The organism is Escherichia sp. MOD1-EC5950 (genome assembly GCF_002965345.1).
In the GTDB taxonomy this organism is placed as follows: Bacteria; Pseudomonadota; Gammaproteobacteria; order Enterobacterales; family Enterobacteriaceae; genus Escherichia; species Escherichia marmotae.
In genome coordinates this window covers 23,342-40,693 of record NZ_PTSR01000009.1, presented here as the reverse complement: position 1 = coordinate 40,693, position 17,352 = coordinate 23,342, and the positions used below count along the sequence as shown (strand labels likewise).

Sequence of the window (17,352 nt, the reverse complement as noted above, 5' to 3'; positions counted from 1 at the left end):
CGGTCCCGTTCTGGACCCCTATAAAGAGGAAAACACAATGGAAGCATTAGGAATGATCGAAACCCGGGGCCTGGTTGCACTGATTGAGGCTTCTGATGCGATGGTGAAAGCCGCGCGCGTCAAACTGGTTGGTGTTAAGCAGATTGGTGGCGGTCTGGTGACTGCAATGGTTCGCGGTGATGTTGCTGCCTGTAAAGCCGCGACCGATGCCGGTGCCGCAGCGGCACAGCGTATTGGCGAGCTGGTATCCGTACACGTTATCCCGCGTCCGCACGGCGACCTGGAAGAAGTCTTTCCGATCGGCCTGAAAGGCGACAGCAGCAACCTGTAATCACCCTGTGTGACGTCGATTCGGGCGTCACGCTCTCTCCTTGTTCATTTTACCTTCTGCGGAGGGTAGGGGGAGCTTTTACCTGAAATACGCCACGGAGGCGGGTATGAAACTGGCTGTCGTCACTGGGCAAATTGTTTGCACCGTGCGCCATCACGGACTGGCGCATGACAAATTGCTGATGGTGGAAATGATTGATCCACAGGGAAATCCCGATGGGCAGTGTGCCGTCGCTATCGACAATATTGGCGCAGGAACCGGAGAGTGGGTGTTGCTGGTGAGTGGCAGTTCCGCCCGCCAGGCGCATAAAAGCGAAACGTCGCCGGTCGACTTGTGCGTGATTGGCATTGTCGATGAGGTGGTGTCTGGCGGTCAGGTCATTTTCCACAAATAAGGCAGAACATCATGAATCAACAGGATATTGAACAGGTGGTGAAAGCGGTGCTGCTGAAAATGCAAAGCAGTGATACACCGCCCGCCGCCGTTCATGAGATGGGCGTTTTTGCTTCCCTGGATGACGCCGTTGCGGCTGCTAAAGTGGCGCAACCTGAGTTAAAAAGTGTGGCGATGCGCCAGTTAGCCATTGCTGCTATTCGTGAAGCAGGTGAAAAGCACGCCAGAGATTTAGCGGAACTTGCCGTTAGTGAAACCGGCATGGGTCGCGTTGAAGATAAATTTGCCAAAAACGTCGCTCAGGCGCGCGGTACGCCGGGTGTTGAATGCCTTTCTCCGCAGGTGCTGACCGGTGATAACGGCCTGACCTTGATTGAAAACGCACCCTGGGGCGTGGTGGCTTCGGTGACACCGTCAACCAATCCGGCGGCAACTGTAATTAATAACGCCATCAGCCTGATCGCCGCGGGCAACAGCGTCATTTTCGCCCCACATCCGGCGGCGAAAAAAGTCTCTCAGCGGGCGATTACGTTACTCAACCAGGCGATTGTCGCCGCAGGCGGGCCAGAAAATTTACTGGTTACCGTGGCAAATCCGGATATCGAAACCGCGCAACGCTTGTTCAGGTTTCCGGGCATTGGCCTTTTGGTGGTGACAGGTGGCGAAGCGGTAGTGGAAGCGGCGCGTAAACACACCAATAAACGCCTGATTGCCGCAGGTGCCGGTAATCCGCCGGTGGTGGTGGATGAAACCGCCGACCTCGCCCGTGCCGCGCAGTCCATCGTCAAAGGCGCTTCTTTCGATAACAACATCATTTGTGCCGATGAAAAGGTACTGATTGTCGTTGATAGCGTAGCCGATGAACTGATGCGCCTGATGGAAGGCCAGCACGCGGTGAAACTGACCGCAGAGCAGGCACAGCAACTGCAATCTGTGTTGCTGAAAAATATCGACGAGCGCGGAAAAGGCACCGTCAGCCGTGACTGGGTAGGTCGTGACGCGGCGAAAATCGCGGCAGCAATTGGCCTGAACGTCCCGCAAGAAACGCGTTTGCTGTTTGTGGAAACCACTGCAGAACATCCCTTTGCCGTTACCGAGCTGATGATGCCGGTGTTGCCTGTCGTGCGCGTCACCAACGTGGCTGATGCCATTGCGCTGGCGGTGAAACTGGAAGGTGGTTGCCACCACACGGCGGCAATGCACTCGCGCAATATCGACAACATGAACCAGATGGCAAACGCCATTGATACCAGCATTTTCGTCAAGAACGGGTCGTGCATTGCCGGGCTGGGGCTGGGCGGAGAAGGCTGGACCACGATGACCATCACCACGCCAACCGGTGAAGGGGTAACCAGCGCGCGGACGTTTGTTCGTCTGCGCCGCTGTGTATTAGTCGATGCGTTTCGCATTGTTTAAGGAGTAACAGATGGCGCACGACGAACAATGGCTCACCCCACGTCTGCAAACAGCGGCAACGTTGTGTAACCAGACGCCAGCGGCGACGGAATCTCCGCTGTGGTTGGGGGTGGATCTGGGCACCTGCGATGTGGTGTCGATGGTCGTCGACTGCGACGGTCAGCCGGTGGCGGTATGCCTCGACTGGGCCGATGTGGTCCGCGACGGCATCGTCTGGGATTTCTTCGGCGCAGTCACCATTGTTCGTCGCCATCTTGACACCCTTGAGCAGCAATTGGGTCGCCGTTTTAGTCATGCGGCGACGTCATTTCCCCCGGGGACGGATGCGCGTATTTCCATCAACGTGCTGGAATCTGCCGGACTGGAAGTGAGTCATGTGCTGGATGAGCCAACGGCGGTGGCAGACCTGCTGCAACTGGACAACGCTGGCGTAGTGGATATCGGCGGTGGCACCACCGGTATTGCCATTGTGAAACAGGGCAAAGTGACTTACTCGGCAGATGAAGCGACTGGCGGACATCATATCTCTCTGACCCTCGCCGGAAATCGTCGCATTCCGCTGGAAGAGGCGGAGCATTACAAGCGCGGTCACGGCAAAGAAATTTGGCCTGCGGTGAAGCCGGTATACGAAAAAATGGCGGACATTGTCGCCCGACATATCGCAGGACAGGGCATTACTGATTTATGGCTGGCGGGTGGTTCCTGTATGCAATCGGGCGTGGCGGAACTGTTTCGCAAACAATTCCCGGCATTACAGGTGCATTTACCGCAGCACAGTTTGTTTATGACCCCGCTGGCGATAGCCAGTAGCGGGCGAGAGAAAGCGGAGGGGATCTATGCAAAATGAATTGCAAACGGCGCTCTTTCAGGCATTCGATACCCTGAATCTGCAACGGGTAAAAACATTTAGCGTTCCGCCAGTGACGCTCAGCGGTCTGGGCGCGGTGAGCGGTTGTGGACAACAAGCGCAAACCCGTGGCCTGAAACATCTGTTTGTAATGGCAGACAGCTTTTTACATCAGGCGGGGATGACCGCTGGCCTTATGCGTAGTCTGGCCGTCAAAGGAATTGCCATCACGCTCTGGCCGTGTCCGGTGGGCGAACCGTGTATTACTGACGTTTGTGCGGCTGTGGCGCAACTGCGTGAATCGGGTTGTGATGGGGTGATCGCGTTTGGCGGTGGCTCGGTGCTGGATGCGGCGAAAGCCGTTGCGTTGCTGGTGACGAACCCCGATAGCACACTGGCCGGGATGTCAGAAAACAGCGTTCTGCAATCACGCCTGCCGCTGATTGCCATTCCAACGACTGCCGGAACCGGCTCTGAAACCACTAACGTGACGGTGATTATCGACGCAGTGAGCGGGCGCAAGCAGGTATTAGCACATGCTTCGCTGATGCCGGATGTTGCCATTCTCGACGCCGCGCTGACCGAAGGCGTGCCGTCGCATGTCACGGCGATGACCGGTATCGACGCGTTAACTCATGCCATTGAAGCGTACAGCGCGCTGAACTCCACACCGTTTACCGACAGTCTGGCGATTGGCGCAATCGCGATGATCGGTAAATCGTTGCCGAAAGCGGTGGGCTACGGGCATGACCTTGCTGCGCGCGAGAGCATGTTGCTGGCTTCATGTATGGCCGGAATGGCGTTTTCCAGCGCGGGGCTTGGGTTGTGTCACGCGATGGCGCATCAGTCGGGTGCGGCGCTGCATATTCCGCACGGTCTGGCGAACGCCATGTTGCTGCCAACGGTGATGGAGTTTAACCGAATGGTTTGTCGTGAACGCTTTAGCCAGGTTGGTCGGGCGCTGCGAACTAAAAAATCGGACGATCGTGACGCTATTAACGCGGTAAGTGAGCTGATTGTGGAAGTTGGGATTGGTAAACGGCTGGGCGATGTTGGTGCGACATCTGCGCATTACGATGCATGGGCGCAGGCCGCGCAGGAAGATATTTGTCTGCGTAGCAACCCGCGTACCGCCAGCCTGGAGCAGATTGTCAGCCTGTACGCAGCGGCGCAATAAACGCCGGATGCGACGCTTGTCGCGTCTTATCCGGCCTACAGGATTGCACATGTAGGGCGGATAAGGCGTTCACGCCGCATCCGCCAGTGGCGCGGTACAAGTGCCGGATGCGACGCTTGCCGCGTCTTATCCGGCCTACAGGATTGCATATGCAGGGCGGATAAGGCGTTCACGCCGCATCCGCCAGTGGCGTGGTACAAGTGCCGGATGCGACGCTTGTCGCGTCTTATCCGGCCTACAGGATTGCATATGTAGGGCGGATAAGGCGTTCACGCCGCATCCGCCAATAAATAATAACTAACAGGGAGTAAAGGCGATGGGAATTAATGAAATCATCATGTACATCATGATGTTCTTTATGCTGATAGCTGCCGTAGACAGGGTTCTGTCGCAGTTCGGCGGTTCAGCGCGTTTCCTCGGTAAATTCGGTAAAAGCATTGAGGGATCGGGCGGCCAGTTTGAAGAAGGCTTTATGGCAATGGGCGCTCTGGGTCTGGCGATGGTCGGTATGACCGCGCTTGCGCCTGTACTGGCACACGTACTTGGGCCGGTAATCATCCCGGTTTACGAAATGCTCGGCGCAAACCCGTCAATGTTCGCCGGAACACTGCTGGCGTGCGATATGGGCGGCTTCTTCCTCGCCAAAGAACTGGCGGGCGGCGATGTGGCAGCGTGGCTATACTCTGGGTTAATTCTCGGGTCGATGATGGGGCCAACGATTGTGTTTTCCATTCCGGTGGCGCTTGGCATCATCGAACCGTCTGACCGCCGTTATCTCGCACTCGGCGTGCTGGCCGGTATTGTGACCATTCCGATTGGTTGTATCGCCGGTGGTCTGGTGGCGATGTATTCCGGTGTGCAGATCAACGGCCAGCCGGTGGAATTTACCTTCGCGCTGATCCTGATGAATATGATCCCAGTGATCATTGTCGCGATTCTGGTGGCGCTGGGGCTGAAATTCATCCCGGAAAAAATGATCAACGGTTTCCAGATCTTCGCCAAATTTCTCGTGGCATTAATCACCATCGGTCTTGCCGCTGCGGTGGTGAAATTCCTGCTTGGCTGGGAACTGATCCCCGGTCTTGATCCCATCTTTATGTCTCCTGGCGACAAACCCGGCGAAGTGATGCGCGCCATTGAAGTGATCGGATCGATTTCCTGCGTTCTGTTGGGGGCGTACCCGATGGTGCTGCTGCTGACCCGCTGGTTTGAAAAACCGCTGATGAGTGTCGGTAAGCTACTGAATATGAACAATATTGCGGCGGCGGGTATGGTGGCGACGCTTGCCAACAATATCCCGATGTTCGGCATGATGAAGCAGATGGATACCCGCGGCAAAGTGATCAACTGTGCCTTCGCCGTTTCCGCTGCCTTTGCCCTGGGCGACCACTTAGGTTTCGCCGCTGCCAACATGAACGCCATGATCTTCCCGATGATTGTCGGCAAGCTGATCGGCGGTGTTACGGCGATTGGCGTGGCGATGATGCTGGTGCCAAAAGAAGATGCGACCACGGCTAAAACCGAAGCGGAGGCGCAATCGTGAACACTCGCCAGCTACTGAGCGTCGGTATCGATATCGGCACCACCACCACCCAGGTGATCTTCTCCCACCTGGAACTGGTTAACCGTGCGGCAGTGTCGCAGGTGCCGCGTTACGAATTCATCAAACGCGAAATTAGCTGGCAAAGCCCGGTGTTCTTTACCCCTGTCGACAAACAGGGCGGATTAAAAGAAGCGGAACTGAAAACTTTAATCCTTGAGCAATATCAGGCTGCGGGCATTGCACCGGAGAGCGTCGATTCCGGTGCCATTATTATCACCGGCGAAAGCGCGAAAACCAGCAATGCCCGTCCGGCGGTGATGACGCTCTCTCAATCGCTGGGCGATTTTGTCGTCGCCAGTGCCGGACCGCATCTCGAATCGGTGATTGCCGGGCACGGTGCCGGAGCGCAAACCCTCTCTGAACAACGGTTATGTCGGGTGCTGAATATCGATATCGGTGGCGGCACGGCGAACTACGCCCTGTTCGATGCCGGAAAAATCAGCGGGACTGCCTGCCTCAACGTCGGCGGTCGGCTGCTGGAAACCGACTGCCAGGGGCGCGTGATTTACGCTCATAAACCGGGGCAGATGATTGTGGATGAGTGCTTCGGCACAGGCACTGACGCCCGTTTACTGACCGGTGCGCAGTTGGTGCAGGTTACCCGGCGGATGGCGGAACTGATTGTCGAAGTGATTGAAGGAACGCTCTCGCCGCTCGCGCAGGCATTGATGCAAACCGGTTTGCTGCCCGCAGGCGTTACGCCCGAAATCATTACTCTTTCTGGCGGCGTGGGCGAATGTTATCGCCATCAGCCCGCTGACCCGTTCTGTTTTGCCGATATTGGGCCGCTGCTGGCAACAGCGCTGCATGACCATCCGCGCCTGCGTGAGATGCGCGTGCAGTTTCCGGCGCAAACCGTGCGCGCCACGGTGATTGGCGCGGGTGCGCATACCCTTTCGCTCTCTGGCAGCACTATCTGGCTGGAGGGCGTGCAACTGCCGCTGCGCAATTTGCCGGTGGCGATCCCGATTGATGAAACGGATCTGGTGAATGGCTGGCAACAGGCGCTGATTCAGCTCGATCTTGATCCCAACTCTGACGCGTACGTGCTGGCGCTTCCCGCCGGGCTTCCCGTGCGTTACGCCGCGGTACTGACGGTCATCAACGCGCTGGTCGATTTCGTCGCGCGTTTTCCGAATCCGCATCCCCTGCTGGTGGTGGCCGGGCAGGACTTTGGTAAAGCTCTGGGCATGTTGTTGCGCCCACAGCTACAACAACTCCCGTTGGCAGTCATTGACGAAGTGATTGTTCGCGCGGGGGACTATATCGACATTGGTACGCCTCTTTTTGGCGGATCGGTTGTGCCGGTGACGGTGAAATCACTCGCATTTCCTTCCTGAGGGAACGACTTATGAAACTAAAGACCACATTGTTTGGCAATGTTTATCAATTCAAGGATGTAAAAGAGGTGCTGGCGAAGGCCAACGAACTGCGTTCGGGGGATGTGCTGGCGGGGGTTGCGGCAACAAGCTCGCAGGAGCGGGTAGCGGCAAAGCAGGTGTTGTCGGAAATGACCGTGGCGGATATCCGCAATAACCCGGTGATTGCCTATGAAGAAGACTGCGTGACGCGGCTGATTCAGGATGACGTTAACGAAACGGCCTACAACCAGATTAAAAACTGGAGCATCAGCGAGCTGCGTGAGTACGTTCTGAGCGACGAAACCAGCGTTGATGATATTGCCTTTACCCGTAAAGGGCTGACCTCGGAAGTGGTCGCGGCGGTGGCGAAGATTTGCTCTAACGCGGATCTGATCTACGGCGCAAAGAAAATGCCGATTATCAAAAAGGCCAATACCACCATCGGTATTCCAGGCACTTTCAGCGCCCGTTTGCAGCCAAACGATACCCGTGATGACGTACAAAGTATCGCCGCGCAAATCTATGAAGGGCTTTCCTTCGGGGTAGGCGATGCGGTGATCGGCGTCAACCCGGTGACGGACGATGTGGAAAACTTAAGCCGCGTGCTGGACACCATCTACGGGGTGATCGACAAATTCAACATTCCGACTCAGGGCTGCGTGCTGGCGCACGTCACCACCCAGATTGAAGCGATTCGTCGCGGCGCACCGGGCGGGCTGATTTTCCAGAGTATTTGTGGCAGCGAGAAAGGGCTGAAAGAGTTCGGCGTGGAACTGGCAATGCTGGACGAAGCCCGCGCAGTGGGCGCAGAGTTCAACCGTATCGCCGGGGAAAACTGCCTCTACTTCGAAACCGGACAAGGTTCTGCACTCTCCGCTGGTGCCAACTTCGGTGCAGATCAGGTGACGATGGAAGCGCGTAACTACGGGCTGGCGCGTCATTACGATCCGTTTATCGTCAACACCGTGGTCGGTTTTATTGGGCCGGAGTATCTCTACAACGACCGGCAGATTATCCGTGCGGGCTTAGAAGATCACTTTATGGGCAAGCTGAGCGGCATTTCTATGGGCTGTGACTGCTGCTACACCAACCACGCTGACGCTGACCAGAACCTCAACGAAAACCTGATGATCCTGCTCGCTACCGCAGGCTGCAACTACATCATGGGGATGCCACTGGGTGACGACATCATGCTCAACTACCAGACCACGGCGTTCCATGACACCGCTACTGTGCGTCAGTTACTGAATCTGCGTCCGTCACCGGAGTTTGAACGCTGGCTGGAAAGCATGGGCATTATGGCAAACGGTCGCCTGACCAAACGGGCGGGCGATCCGTCACTGTTCTTCTGATGACGCGGAGATAACACATCATGGATCAAAAACAGATTGAAGAAATTGTACGCAGCGTGATGGCGTCAATGGGACAAGCTGCCGCCGCGCCGTCAGAAGCAAAATGCGCCACCACAACCTGTGCAACACCGGTGACCTCGGAAAGCTGCGTGCTGGATTTAGGTTCTGCTGAAGCGAAGGCGTGGATTGGCGTTGAAAATCCGCATCGCGCAGACGTATTAACCGAACTGCGCCGCAGCACCGTGGCCCGCGTCTGTACCGGTCGTGCCGGTCCGCGTCCGCGTACCCAGGCGCTGTTGCGTTTCCTGGCCGACCACTCGCGCTCTAAAGATACGGTGCTGAAAGAGGTGCCGGAAGAGTGGGTGAAAGCGCAGGGGCTGCTGGAAGTACGTTCTGAAATTAGCGACAAAAACCTTTATCTGACGCGCCCGGATCTGGGACGTCGTCTGTGTGCGGAAGCCGTCGAGGCTTTGAAAGCGCAATGTGTCGCCAATCCTGACGTGCAGGTCGTTGTCTCCGATGGTCTGTCTACGGATGCCATCACCGTGAACTACGAAGAAATTCTGCCGCCGCTGATGGCGGGCTTGCAACATGCGGGGCTGAAAGTCGGCACGCCGTTTTTTGTGCGTTATGGTCGCGTGAAAATTGAAGACCAGATTGGCGAGCTTCTTGGCGCGAAAGTGGTGATCCTGCTGGTGGGCGAACGTCCGGGGTTAGGGCAGTCAGAGAGCCTCTCCTGCTACGCCGTTTACTCACCGCGTATGGCAACTACCGTGGAGGCCGATCGCACCTGTATCTCTAACATTCACCAGGGTGGCACGCCGCCGGTTGAAGCCGCAGCCGTCATTGTGGATTTGGCGAAACGTATGCTGGAGCAGAAAGCATCCGGCATCAACATGACCCGATAAGGAGGCATCATGCCAGCTTTAGATTTGATTCGACCGTCGGTCACTGCCATGCGGGTGATTGCCTCCGTTAACGCTGATTTTGCGCGTGAACTGAAATTGCCGCCGCATATTCGTAGCCTCGGGCTGATTTCCGCCGATTCTGATGATGTCACCTACATTGCGGCTGATGAAGCGACAAAACAGGCGATGGTTGAAGTGGTGTATGGTCGCTCGCTGTATGCCGGCGCGGCGCACGGCCCGTCACCGACTGCCGGTGAAGTATTGATTATGCTCGGCGGGCCAAACCCGGCGGAAGTGCGTGCCGGTCTGGATGCGATGGTAGCGCATATTGAAAACGGCGCGGCGTTCCAGTGGGCGAACGATAAGCAAGATACGGCATTCCTCGCTCATGTGGTTTCGCGTACCGGTTCTTATCTCTCTTCCACTGCAGGCATTACGCTCGGTGATCCGATGGCGTATCTGGTGGCACCGCCGCTGGAAGCGACCTACGGCATTGATGCTGCGTTGAAATCTGCTGATGTGCAACTGGTGACTTATGTTCCGCCACCGTCAGAAACCAACTATTCAGCGGCATTTTTGACCGGTAGCCAGGCAGCGTGTAAAGCGGCCTGTAACGCCTTTACTGATGCAGTGCTGGAAATCGCGCGTAATCCAATCCAACGTGCGTAACGGAGGTTGCCGATGAACAATGCACTGGGTTTGTTGGAAGTTGACGGCATGGTCGCCGCAATCGATGCGGCAGATGCCATGCTGAAAGCGGCAAACGTGCGTCTGCTCAGTCATGAAGTGCTTGACCCCGGTCGCTTAACGCTGGTGGTGGAAGGCGATCTGGCGGCGTGTCGTGCGGCGCTGGATGCCGGTTATGCCGCCGCAATGCGTACCGGGCGAGTTATCAGCCGCAAGGAAATTGGTCGACCTGATGATGACACCCAGTGGCTGGTTGCTGGCTTTAACCGACAGCTAAAGCAACCTGGCGCGCCAGCGATCGTCACGGAATCTGCCGACGAGTTGTTGGCGTTGTTAACATCAGTACGTCAGGGAATGACGGTCGGAGAAGTTGCCGCCCACTTTGGCTGGCCGCTGGAAAAAGCCAGAAATGCGCTCGAACAGCTCTTTTCTGCCGGGACGTTGCGTAAACGCAGTAGTCGTTATCGTCTCAAGCCCCATTAACCTGTCGGAGGTGCCGGGTGTCATATAACACCCGGCATTAACATCATGAAAAAGACCCGTACAGCCAACTTGCACCATCTTTATCATGAACCCTTACCCGAAAATCTGAGGCTCACGCCGAAGGTTGAAGTGGATAATGTTCATCAACAACAGACAACAGATGTCTATGAACATGCTTTGACAATTACCGCCTGGCAGCAGATTTATGATCAACTGCATCCGGGAAAGTTTCATGGTGAATTTACGGAAATCCTGCTTGATGATATTCAGGTTTTCCGTGAATACACCGGTCTGGCGCTGCGCCAGTCGTGTCTGGTCTGGCCGAACTCATTCTGGTTTGGTATTCCGGCGACGCGCGGTGAACAGGGATTTATCGGTTCGCAATGTCTGGGAAGCGCAGAAATAGCTACGCGGCCTGGCGGCACTGAGTTTGAATTAAGTACGCCGGACGATTACACCATTCTTGGCGTGGTGATCTCGGAAGATGTCATTTCCCGTCACGCAAACTTTCTGCATAACCCGGAAAGGGTGCTGCATATGTTGCGTAATCAGTCGGCGCTGGAAGTGAAGGAGCAGCATAAAGCCGCACTGTGGGGCTTTGTTCAACAGGCGCTGGCGACGTTTTGCGAGAACCCGGAGAACTTACATCAATCCGCTGTGCGTAAAGTGCTTGGCGATAACTTGTTGTTGGCGATGGGAGTGATGCTGGAAGAAGCGCAGCCAATGGTGACGGCGGAAAGCATCAGCCATCAGGGCTATCGACGATTGCTTTCCCGCGCCCGCGAATATGTGCTGGAGAATATGTCCGAACCGGTAACGGTGCTGGACTTGTGCAATCAACTGCACGTCAGTCGCCGCACCTTACAAAACGCATTTCACACTATTTTGGGCATTGGCCCGAACGCGTGGCTGAAACGCATTCGCCTGAACGCCGTGCGCCGCGAGCTGATAAGCCCGTGGTCGCAAAGTCTGACGGTAAAAGACGCCGCCATGCAGTGGGGATTCTGGCATCTTGGGCAATTTGCGACGGATTATCAGCAACTGTTTGCCGAGAAGCCATCACTGACGCTGCATCAGCGGATGCAGGAGTTAGGGTGATGAAATTACACCCAATCCCTGACCTGAATAAATTTACTCAACGCCGCTTCCGGGCTGCCTTCTTCCGGTTGATAATCGTACTCCCAGCGTACCAGTGGCGGCATTGACATCAGGATTGATTCGGTGCGCCCGCCGGTTTGTAAGCCAAACAGCGTACCGCGATCCCAGACCAGGTTGAATTCGACATAACGACCGCGACGGTAGAGCTGGAAATTGCGCTCGCGCTCGCCATATGCCATTGCTTTACGTCGCTCAACAATCGGCAAGTATGCGTCGGCGTAACCTTTGCCTACCGCCTGCATAAAGGCGAAACAGTAGTCGAAGTCTGGCGTGTTCAGGTCATCAAAGAACAGCCCGCCAATGCCGCGTTGTTCATTGCGATGTTTAAGGTAGAAGTATTCGTCGCACCACTTTTTGTAGCGTGGATAAACATCGTCGCCAAATGGCAGGCACAGGTCGCGGGCGGTGCGGTGCCAGTGAATGGCGTCTTCTTCAAAGCCATAGAAAGGGGTTAAGTCAAAACCACCGCCAAACCACCAGACGGGATCGACACCCGGTTTTTCGGCAATAAAAAAGCGCACATTGGCGTGGCTGGTGGGAACATACGGATTATGCGGATGCACTACCAGCGATACACCCATCGCCTCGAAACTGCGCCCGGCAAGTTCCGGGCGATGAGCAGTGGCAGAAGCGGGCATCGCGTCGCCGTGGACGTGAGAAAAGTTGACGCCCGCCTGTTCGAAAACACCACCATTACGCAACACCCGGCTACGCCCGCCGCCACCAGCTTCGCGCTGCCAGCTATCTTCGGCAAACTGTGTGCCATCTACGGCGCTCAGTTGCTGGCAAATTGTATCCTGAAGGTTGAGCAGGAACTGTTTAACCTGGTGTGCGTCGGGCTTCATAACTTACCGTTTTTTCGAGTGTGCTTTCTGGTTGTCAAACCAATGGAAATAACTGATCACGCCTTCGGCAATGGCAGAGGCGATTTTCTGACGAAACGCCGCCGTGCCTAACAGTCGCTCTTCTTCCGGGTTGGTGATAAATGAGGTTTCCACCAGCACCGAAGGAATCGACGGTGATTTCAACACCACAAACGCGGCTTGTTCGGTGTTGCGGCTGTGCAGCTTATGCACTGGTTTAATCTTCTTCAGAATATGCGAGCCAAGCGTCAGGCTGTTTTTAATGGTATCTGTTTGCACCAGATCAAACAGCACTTGCTGCAATAGATGATCCCTGTCAGTCGCTTTTTTCCCGGCGACTTCATCAGCGCGGTTTTCGCGTTCCGACAAATATTTTGCCATCGCACTACTCGCGCCACGGTTGGAGAGGGCAAAGACCGATGCCCCCGCGGCTTTCGGGTTGGTGAAGCCGTCGGCGTGAATTGACATAAACAGATCTGCGCCATGCTTATGGGCGATTTCAACGCGATCGTACAGTGGAATAAACGTATCGCCAGAACGCGTTAAACGCGCATCAATGCCATGATTGCGCAAAATAGAACGGACATTTTTGGCGATTGCCAGCACCACGTGTTTTTCTTTTGATCCGTTGCGACCAATCGCACCGGTATCAATCCCGCCGTGACCTGGATCGAGAACGACTACCCGTTTGCCTCCGGCTTTTTTGGCTTTCGGCTTACTGTGTCCGTTACTGGTTTTTAAAGGCTCTTCTTTGGCGATGGCTTGCGACATTCCTGACAACGTCAGGGCAGCCAATCCGGCTTTCAGCACCTGGCGGCGCGAAGTGAGTGTTTTTAGTGGTTTAAAAGTGCTCATACGGCCTGAGTTGTAATAATAAAGTTCCAGATGTTATATCGTATCGCGTAATCCGTTACGACGGTTTGCTGGTGAGAATTGTTTTACTTTTCATTTCAATAAATGACAACGCGTCATTATGCCACTTTTTCAACCGATTTTCGTCAGATATTGGCTAATTCGGTCGTTCACGCCATAATCACCCTTTTAACCCCCAAAAAGGTAACTCATACCATGGAGATACGCGTATTTCGCCAGGCAGATTTCGAAGAGGTCATCACCCTTTGGGAGCGTTGCGACTTGCTGCGTCCGTGGAACGATCCGGAAATGGACATCGAGCGCAAGATGAACCATGACGTCAGTTTGTTCCTGGTCGCGGAAGTTAACGGCGAAGTAGTGGGAACGGTGATGGGCGGTTATGACGGGCATCGCGGGTCTGCTTATTATCTTGGCGTGCATCCGGAGTTTCGCGGGCGTGGAATTGCCAATGCATTGCTTAATCGGCTGGAGAAAAAGCTTATTGCTCGCGGCTGCCCGAAAATTCAGATCAATGTACCGGAAGACAACGATATGGTACTCGGAATGTACGAACGCCTGGGATATGAACACGCCGATGTGCTGAGTCTGGGTAAGCGTTTGATTGAAGATGAAGAGTACTGAGTTTCATCCTGTCCATTATGATGTGCACGGACGCCTGCGTTTACCCTTCCTCTTCTGGTTTGTGCTATTGCTTCAGGCGCGAACCTGGGTGCTGTTTGTCATTGCCGGTGCGTCGCGCGAGCAGGGCACTGCGCTGCTGAATCTGTTTTATCCCGATCACGATAATTTCTGGCTGGGGTTGATACCGGGCATTCCGGCGGTGCTGGCATTCTTACTGAGTGGTCGGCGGGATACGTTTCCCCGTATCTGGCACGTGCTCTATTTTCTGTTGCTGTTGGCGCAGCTCGTTTTGCTTTGTTGGCAACCGTGGCTGTGGCTAAATGGTGAATCCGTCAGCGGTATCGGTCTGGCGCTGGTTATCGCGGATATTGTGGCGTTAATCTGGCTGTTGACCAATCGACGTTTACGCGCTTGTTTTGTGGAAGAAAAAGAATAACGGCACTTTTTTGCAAATTCGCACTCCAAGCAACGTTATTGAATAACCAAAGGAAGTGACATGAAATCGCTGCGTTTAATGTTATGCGCTATGCCGTTGATGCTGACCGGCTGTTCCACCATGTCGTCAGTTAACTGGTCTGCCGCTAATCCGTGGAACTGGTTTGGCTCGTCCACTAAAGTGAGCGAGCAAGGCGTTGGCAAATTAACGGCGTCCACGCCACTACAAGAACAAGCCATTGCCGATGCGCTTGATGGTGATTATCGGCTGCGCAGCGGAATGAAAACCGCGAACGGTAATGTGGTGCGCTTTTTTGAAGTGATGAAGGGCGACAGCGTGGCGATGGTTATCAACGGTGATCAAGGTACAATCAGCCGCATTGATGTCTCAGATAGCGATATTCCTGCTGACACGGGGGTTAAAATCGGTACACCGTTTAGTGACCTTTACAGCAAAGCATTTGGCAATTGCAAAAAAGCAGACGGTGATGATAATCGTGCCGTCGAATGTAAAGCCGAAGGCAGTCAACATATTAGCTACCAGTTTAGCGGTGAGTGGAGTGGTCCTGAAGGGTTAATGCCTTCTGACGATACCCTGAAAAACTGGAAAGTCAGTAAAATCATCTGGCGGCGTTAATTTGCGTCTGAACAAACCGTCGCCACAAAAAACACGTAAAATAGCGCTCAACAATGCCACGGATTGCGTGGCATTCTTATTTCAGGAGGAACAATGTCTCAGGTTCAGAGTGGCATTTTGCCAGAACATTGCCGCGCGGCGATTTGGATCGAAGCCAACGTAAAAGGGGAAGTTGATGCCCTGCGTGCGGCCAGTAAAAACTTTGCCGATAAACTGGCAACCTTTGAAGCAAAATACCCGGACGCGCATCTTGGCGCGGTTGTCGCCTTTGGCAACAACACCTGGCGTGCTCTGAGCGGCGGCGTGGGAGCCGAAGAGCTAAAAGATTTTCCGGGTTACGGAAAAGGTCTTGCGCCGACGACCCAGTTCGATGTGTTAATCCACATTCTTTCTCTGCGTCACGACGTAAACTTCTCCGTGGCCCAGGCGGCGATGGAAGCCTTTGGCGGCTGCATTGAGGTAAAAGAAGAGATCCACGGCTTCCGTTGGGTGGAAGAGCGTGACCTGAGCGGCTTTGTTGACGGCACGGAAAATCCGGCGGGTGAAGAGACGCGTCGCGAAGTGGCGGTCATCAAAGACGGTGTGGATGCGGGCGGCAGCTATGTGTTTGTGCAGCGCTGGGAACACAACCTGAAGCAACTCAACCGTATGAGCGTTCACGATCAGGAAATGATGATCGGCCGTACTAAAGAAGCCAACGAAGAGATCGATGGCGATGAGCGTCCGGAAACTTCTCACCTGACCCGTGTTGATCTGAAAGAAGATGGCAAAGGCCTGAAGATTGTTCGCCAGAGCCTGCCATATGGCACCGCCAGCGGCACGCACGGCCTGTACTTCTGCGCTTACTGTGCACGTTTGCATAACATTGAGCAGCAGTTGCTGAGTATGTTTGGCGATACCGATGGCAAACGTGACGCAATGTTACGTTTTACCAAACCAGTCACTGGCGGCTATTACTTTGCACCGTCGCTGGACAAACTGATGGCGCTGTAAGTTTTACTCACGCACTTGTAGCGTCTTGCCGGATGCGGCGTAAATGCTTAATCCGGCGTGTAAGATCGTTCAAACTTAATAAATTGCAGTCAACCTGTAGGCCCGATAAGCGTAGCGCATCGGGCTGTTTTGTCTCTAAGCTACTGCTTAGTCCAGATTGACGTTATGGCAGCCAAAGAGCGTGGTGTAAACAGCACGGCACAACTGAGCGGATCACTGCTCAGGTGTATGAATAGCCAGGAGATGTCTTCAAATTTGTCATGGGTTATTCCCTGTCTAAAACCTGACGAATAAAGCCATTGTATTGATCCAGTTGTTTTTTCGCTTCTGCGGCATCGAGATTTTTCAGCACCATCACAATGGCCGTTTTGCAGTGACGGTCGCAGGCAATCAATGCCGCTTCCGCTTGTTCCTCGCTACATCCGGTCGCGTTTTTGACGATATTAATCTGGCGCACGTGCAATTTTTCGTTGGTGGCGACCACATCGACCATCAGGTTGCCAAACACTTTGCCTGACTTAATCATCAGCCCGGTGGAGAGCATGTTGAGCACCAGTTTCTGCGCCGTACCTGCTTTCATCCGCGAAGAACCGGTAACCACTTCAGCCCCGACGACTGGCGTAATAGCAAACTCTGCGGTGGTGGAAACCGCGCTTCCCGGATTACAGGAAATACCGACCGTACGGCAACCCAACTGGCGCGCGTATTCCAACCCGGCAATCACATATGGCGTGCGTCCACTGGCGGCAATACCAACCACCACATCCTGCGCCGTTAAAGTAATATTTTTCAGATCGTTGATGCCGCCTTCCCGGCTGTCTTCCGCGCCTTCCACCGCGTGCTGGATGGCATATTCGCCGCCAGCAATCAAACCAACGACCAGACCTGGTTTCACGCCGTAAGTGGGGGGGCACTCGCTGGCATCGAGAATACCCAGACGACCGGAAGTTCCCGCGCCGAGATAAATCAGACGACCGCCGCCGCTCACCTGGGTGTGGATAACATCAATCGCCGCTGCGATATCCGGTAGTACGCGCTCAACGGCGAGCGGTACGGTTTTATCTTCTTCGTTAATGATCCGACACATTTCCAGCGTCGATACGCGGTCAATTTCAGCAGAGGCATTGTTGGAGCCTTCAGTAATCATCTTTTCAAGTTGCATAGGCAATCACCTTAAATATTTGTCTTCAAATAATTTCATCTGGCGTGAATCA

General features: G+C 54.7%; 19 protein-coding genes. 16 read left to right on the top strand and 3 right to left on the bottom strand.

All coding sequences use genetic code 11. The features are described from left to right. The first annotated feature begins 37 nt into the window (after positions 1 to 37). The 12 genes from eutM (at position 38) to eutR (ending at position 11,656) form a co-directional block, all read left to right on the top strand. Entirely contained in the window at positions 38 to 331 is a 294-nt protein-coding gene (eutM, locus tag BEA93_RS11685; protein WP_000387719.1) for an ethanolamine utilization microcompartment protein EutM, read from the top strand. A gap of 106 nt (positions 332 to 437) precedes the next feature. Further along, positions 438 to 725 carry an ethanolamine utilization microcompartment protein EutN gene (gene eutN / locus BEA93_RS11680; protein WP_000762196.1) on the top strand — a complete coding sequence of 96 codons (288 nt, stop codon included), beginning with the start codon at positions 438 to 440 and terminating at the stop codon, positions 723 to 725. An 11-nt stretch (positions 726 to 736) separates the two neighbouring features. After that, on the top strand, positions 737 to 2,140 hold the full coding sequence (locus BEA93_RS11675) for an aldehyde dehydrogenase family protein (RefSeq protein WP_038355468.1): 1,404 nt from the start codon (positions 737 to 739) through the stop codon (positions 2,138 to 2,140). Positions 2,141 to 2,150: 10 nt separating this feature from the next. After that, the gene (eutJ, locus tag BEA93_RS11670) at positions 2,151 to 2,987 is read left to right on the top strand and encodes an ethanolamine utilization protein EutJ (RefSeq protein WP_000929697.1); all 837 of its coding nucleotides are present in this window, start codon (positions 2,151 to 2,153) and stop codon (positions 2,985 to 2,987) included. After that, positions 2,977 to 4,164: an ethanolamine utilization ethanol dehydrogenase EutG gene (gene eutG / locus BEA93_RS11665; protein WP_105224835.1), complete on the top strand. Its 1,188-nt coding sequence runs from the start codon at positions 2,977 to 2,979 to the stop codon at positions 4,162 to 4,164. Before eutJ ends, eutG begins: the two co-directional genes overlap by 11 nt. Before the next feature lie 316 nt (positions 4,165 to 4,480). After that, positions 4,481 to 5,707, top strand: coding sequence for an ethanolamine utilization protein EutH (gene eutH / locus BEA93_RS11660; RefSeq protein WP_000512411.1), 1,227 nt, complete (start codon positions 4,481 to 4,483; stop codon positions 5,705 to 5,707). Next, positions 5,704 to 7,107 carry an ethanolamine ammonia-lyase reactivating factor EutA gene (eutA, locus tag BEA93_RS11655; protein ID WP_105224836.1) on the top strand — a complete coding sequence of 468 codons (1,404 nt, stop codon included), beginning with the start codon at positions 5,704 to 5,706 and terminating at the stop codon, positions 7,105 to 7,107. The genes eutH and eutA overlap by 4 nt, the downstream gene beginning before the upstream one ends. A gap of 11 nt (positions 7,108 to 7,118) precedes the next feature. Continuing rightward, complete coding sequence (gene eutB / locus BEA93_RS11650; protein ID WP_001516843.1) at positions 7,119 to 8,480, top strand: ethanolamine ammonia-lyase subunit alpha; 1,362 nt, start codon at positions 7,119 to 7,121, stop codon at positions 8,478 to 8,480. A gap of 20 nt (positions 8,481 to 8,500) precedes the next feature. Beyond that, positions 8,501 to 9,388, top strand: coding sequence for an ethanolamine ammonia-lyase subunit beta (eutC, locus tag BEA93_RS11645; protein WP_016249048.1), 888 nt, complete (start codon positions 8,501 to 8,503; stop codon positions 9,386 to 9,388). Between the two features lie 9 nt (positions 9,389 to 9,397). Further along, complete coding sequence (eutL, locus tag BEA93_RS11640) at positions 9,398 to 10,057, top strand: ethanolamine utilization microcompartment protein EutL (RefSeq protein WP_001111029.1); 660 nt, start codon at positions 9,398 to 9,400, stop codon at positions 10,055 to 10,057. 12 nt (positions 10,058 to 10,069) lie between these two features. Continuing rightward, positions 10,070 to 10,558, top strand: a complete 489-nt coding sequence (gene eutK, locus BEA93_RS11635) for an ethanolamine utilization microcompartment protein EutK (RefSeq protein ID WP_001516840.1) — start codon at positions 10,070 to 10,072, stop codon at positions 10,556 to 10,558. A gap of 45 nt (positions 10,559 to 10,603) precedes the next feature. After that, positions 10,604 to 11,656: an HTH-type transcriptional regulator EutR gene (gene eutR / locus BEA93_RS11630; RefSeq protein ID WP_001516839.1), complete on the top strand. Its 1,053-nt coding sequence runs from the start codon at positions 10,604 to 10,606 to the stop codon at positions 11,654 to 11,656. A gap of 5 nt (positions 11,657 to 11,661) precedes the next feature. Here eutR and hemF read toward each other — a convergent pair whose 3' ends face one another. Then, positions 11,662 to 12,561 carry an oxygen-dependent coproporphyrinogen oxidase gene (gene hemF, locus BEA93_RS11625; protein ID WP_105224837.1) on the bottom strand — a complete coding sequence of 300 codons (900 nt, stop codon included), beginning with the start codon at positions 12,559 to 12,561 and terminating at the stop codon, positions 11,662 to 11,664. Between the two features lie 3 nt (positions 12,562 to 12,564). Further along, positions 12,565 to 13,434 carry an N-acetylmuramoyl-L-alanine amidase AmiA gene (gene amiA / locus BEA93_RS11620; RefSeq protein WP_000102900.1) on the bottom strand — a complete coding sequence of 290 codons (870 nt, stop codon included), beginning with the start codon at positions 13,432 to 13,434 and terminating at the stop codon, positions 12,565 to 12,567. 213 nt (positions 13,435 to 13,647) lie between these two features. Here amiA and BEA93_RS11615 point away from each other — a divergent pair, with 213 nt between their 5' ends. The 4 genes from BEA93_RS11615 to yfeX all read left to right on the top strand — a co-directional run bounded on the left by BEA93_RS11615 (position 13,648) and on the right by yfeX (position 16,138). Next, positions 13,648 to 14,073, top strand: a complete 426-nt coding sequence (locus BEA93_RS11615) for a GNAT family acetyltransferase (protein ID WP_000405994.1) — start codon at positions 13,648 to 13,650, stop codon at positions 14,071 to 14,073. Continuing rightward, positions 14,060 to 14,509 (top strand): DUF2919 domain-containing protein, encoded by a 450-nt coding sequence (locus BEA93_RS11610; protein ID WP_010379003.1) that lies wholly within the window; start codon positions 14,060 to 14,062, stop codon positions 14,507 to 14,509. The genes BEA93_RS11615 and BEA93_RS11610 overlap by 14 nt, the downstream gene beginning before the upstream one ends. A 60-nt stretch (positions 14,510 to 14,569) precedes the next feature. Further along, complete coding sequence (locus tag BEA93_RS11605) at positions 14,570 to 15,145, top strand: RpoE-regulated lipoprotein (RefSeq protein WP_000838961.1); 576 nt, start codon at positions 14,570 to 14,572, stop codon at positions 15,143 to 15,145. Between the two features lie 93 nt (positions 15,146 to 15,238). Next, positions 15,239 to 16,138, top strand: a complete 900-nt coding sequence (gene yfeX / locus BEA93_RS11600) for a porphyrinogen peroxidase (protein WP_000084587.1) — start codon at positions 15,239 to 15,241, stop codon at positions 16,136 to 16,138. Between the two features lie 265 nt (positions 16,139 to 16,403). Here the strand turns inward: yfeX and murQ are convergent, their stop codons facing one another. Beyond that, on the bottom strand, positions 16,404 to 17,300 hold the full coding sequence (gene murQ, locus BEA93_RS11595; protein WP_001175637.1) for an N-acetylmuramic acid 6-phosphate etherase: 897 nt from the start codon (positions 17,298 to 17,300) through the stop codon (positions 16,404 to 16,406). Between the last annotated feature and the right edge of the window lie 52 nt (positions 17,301 to 17,352).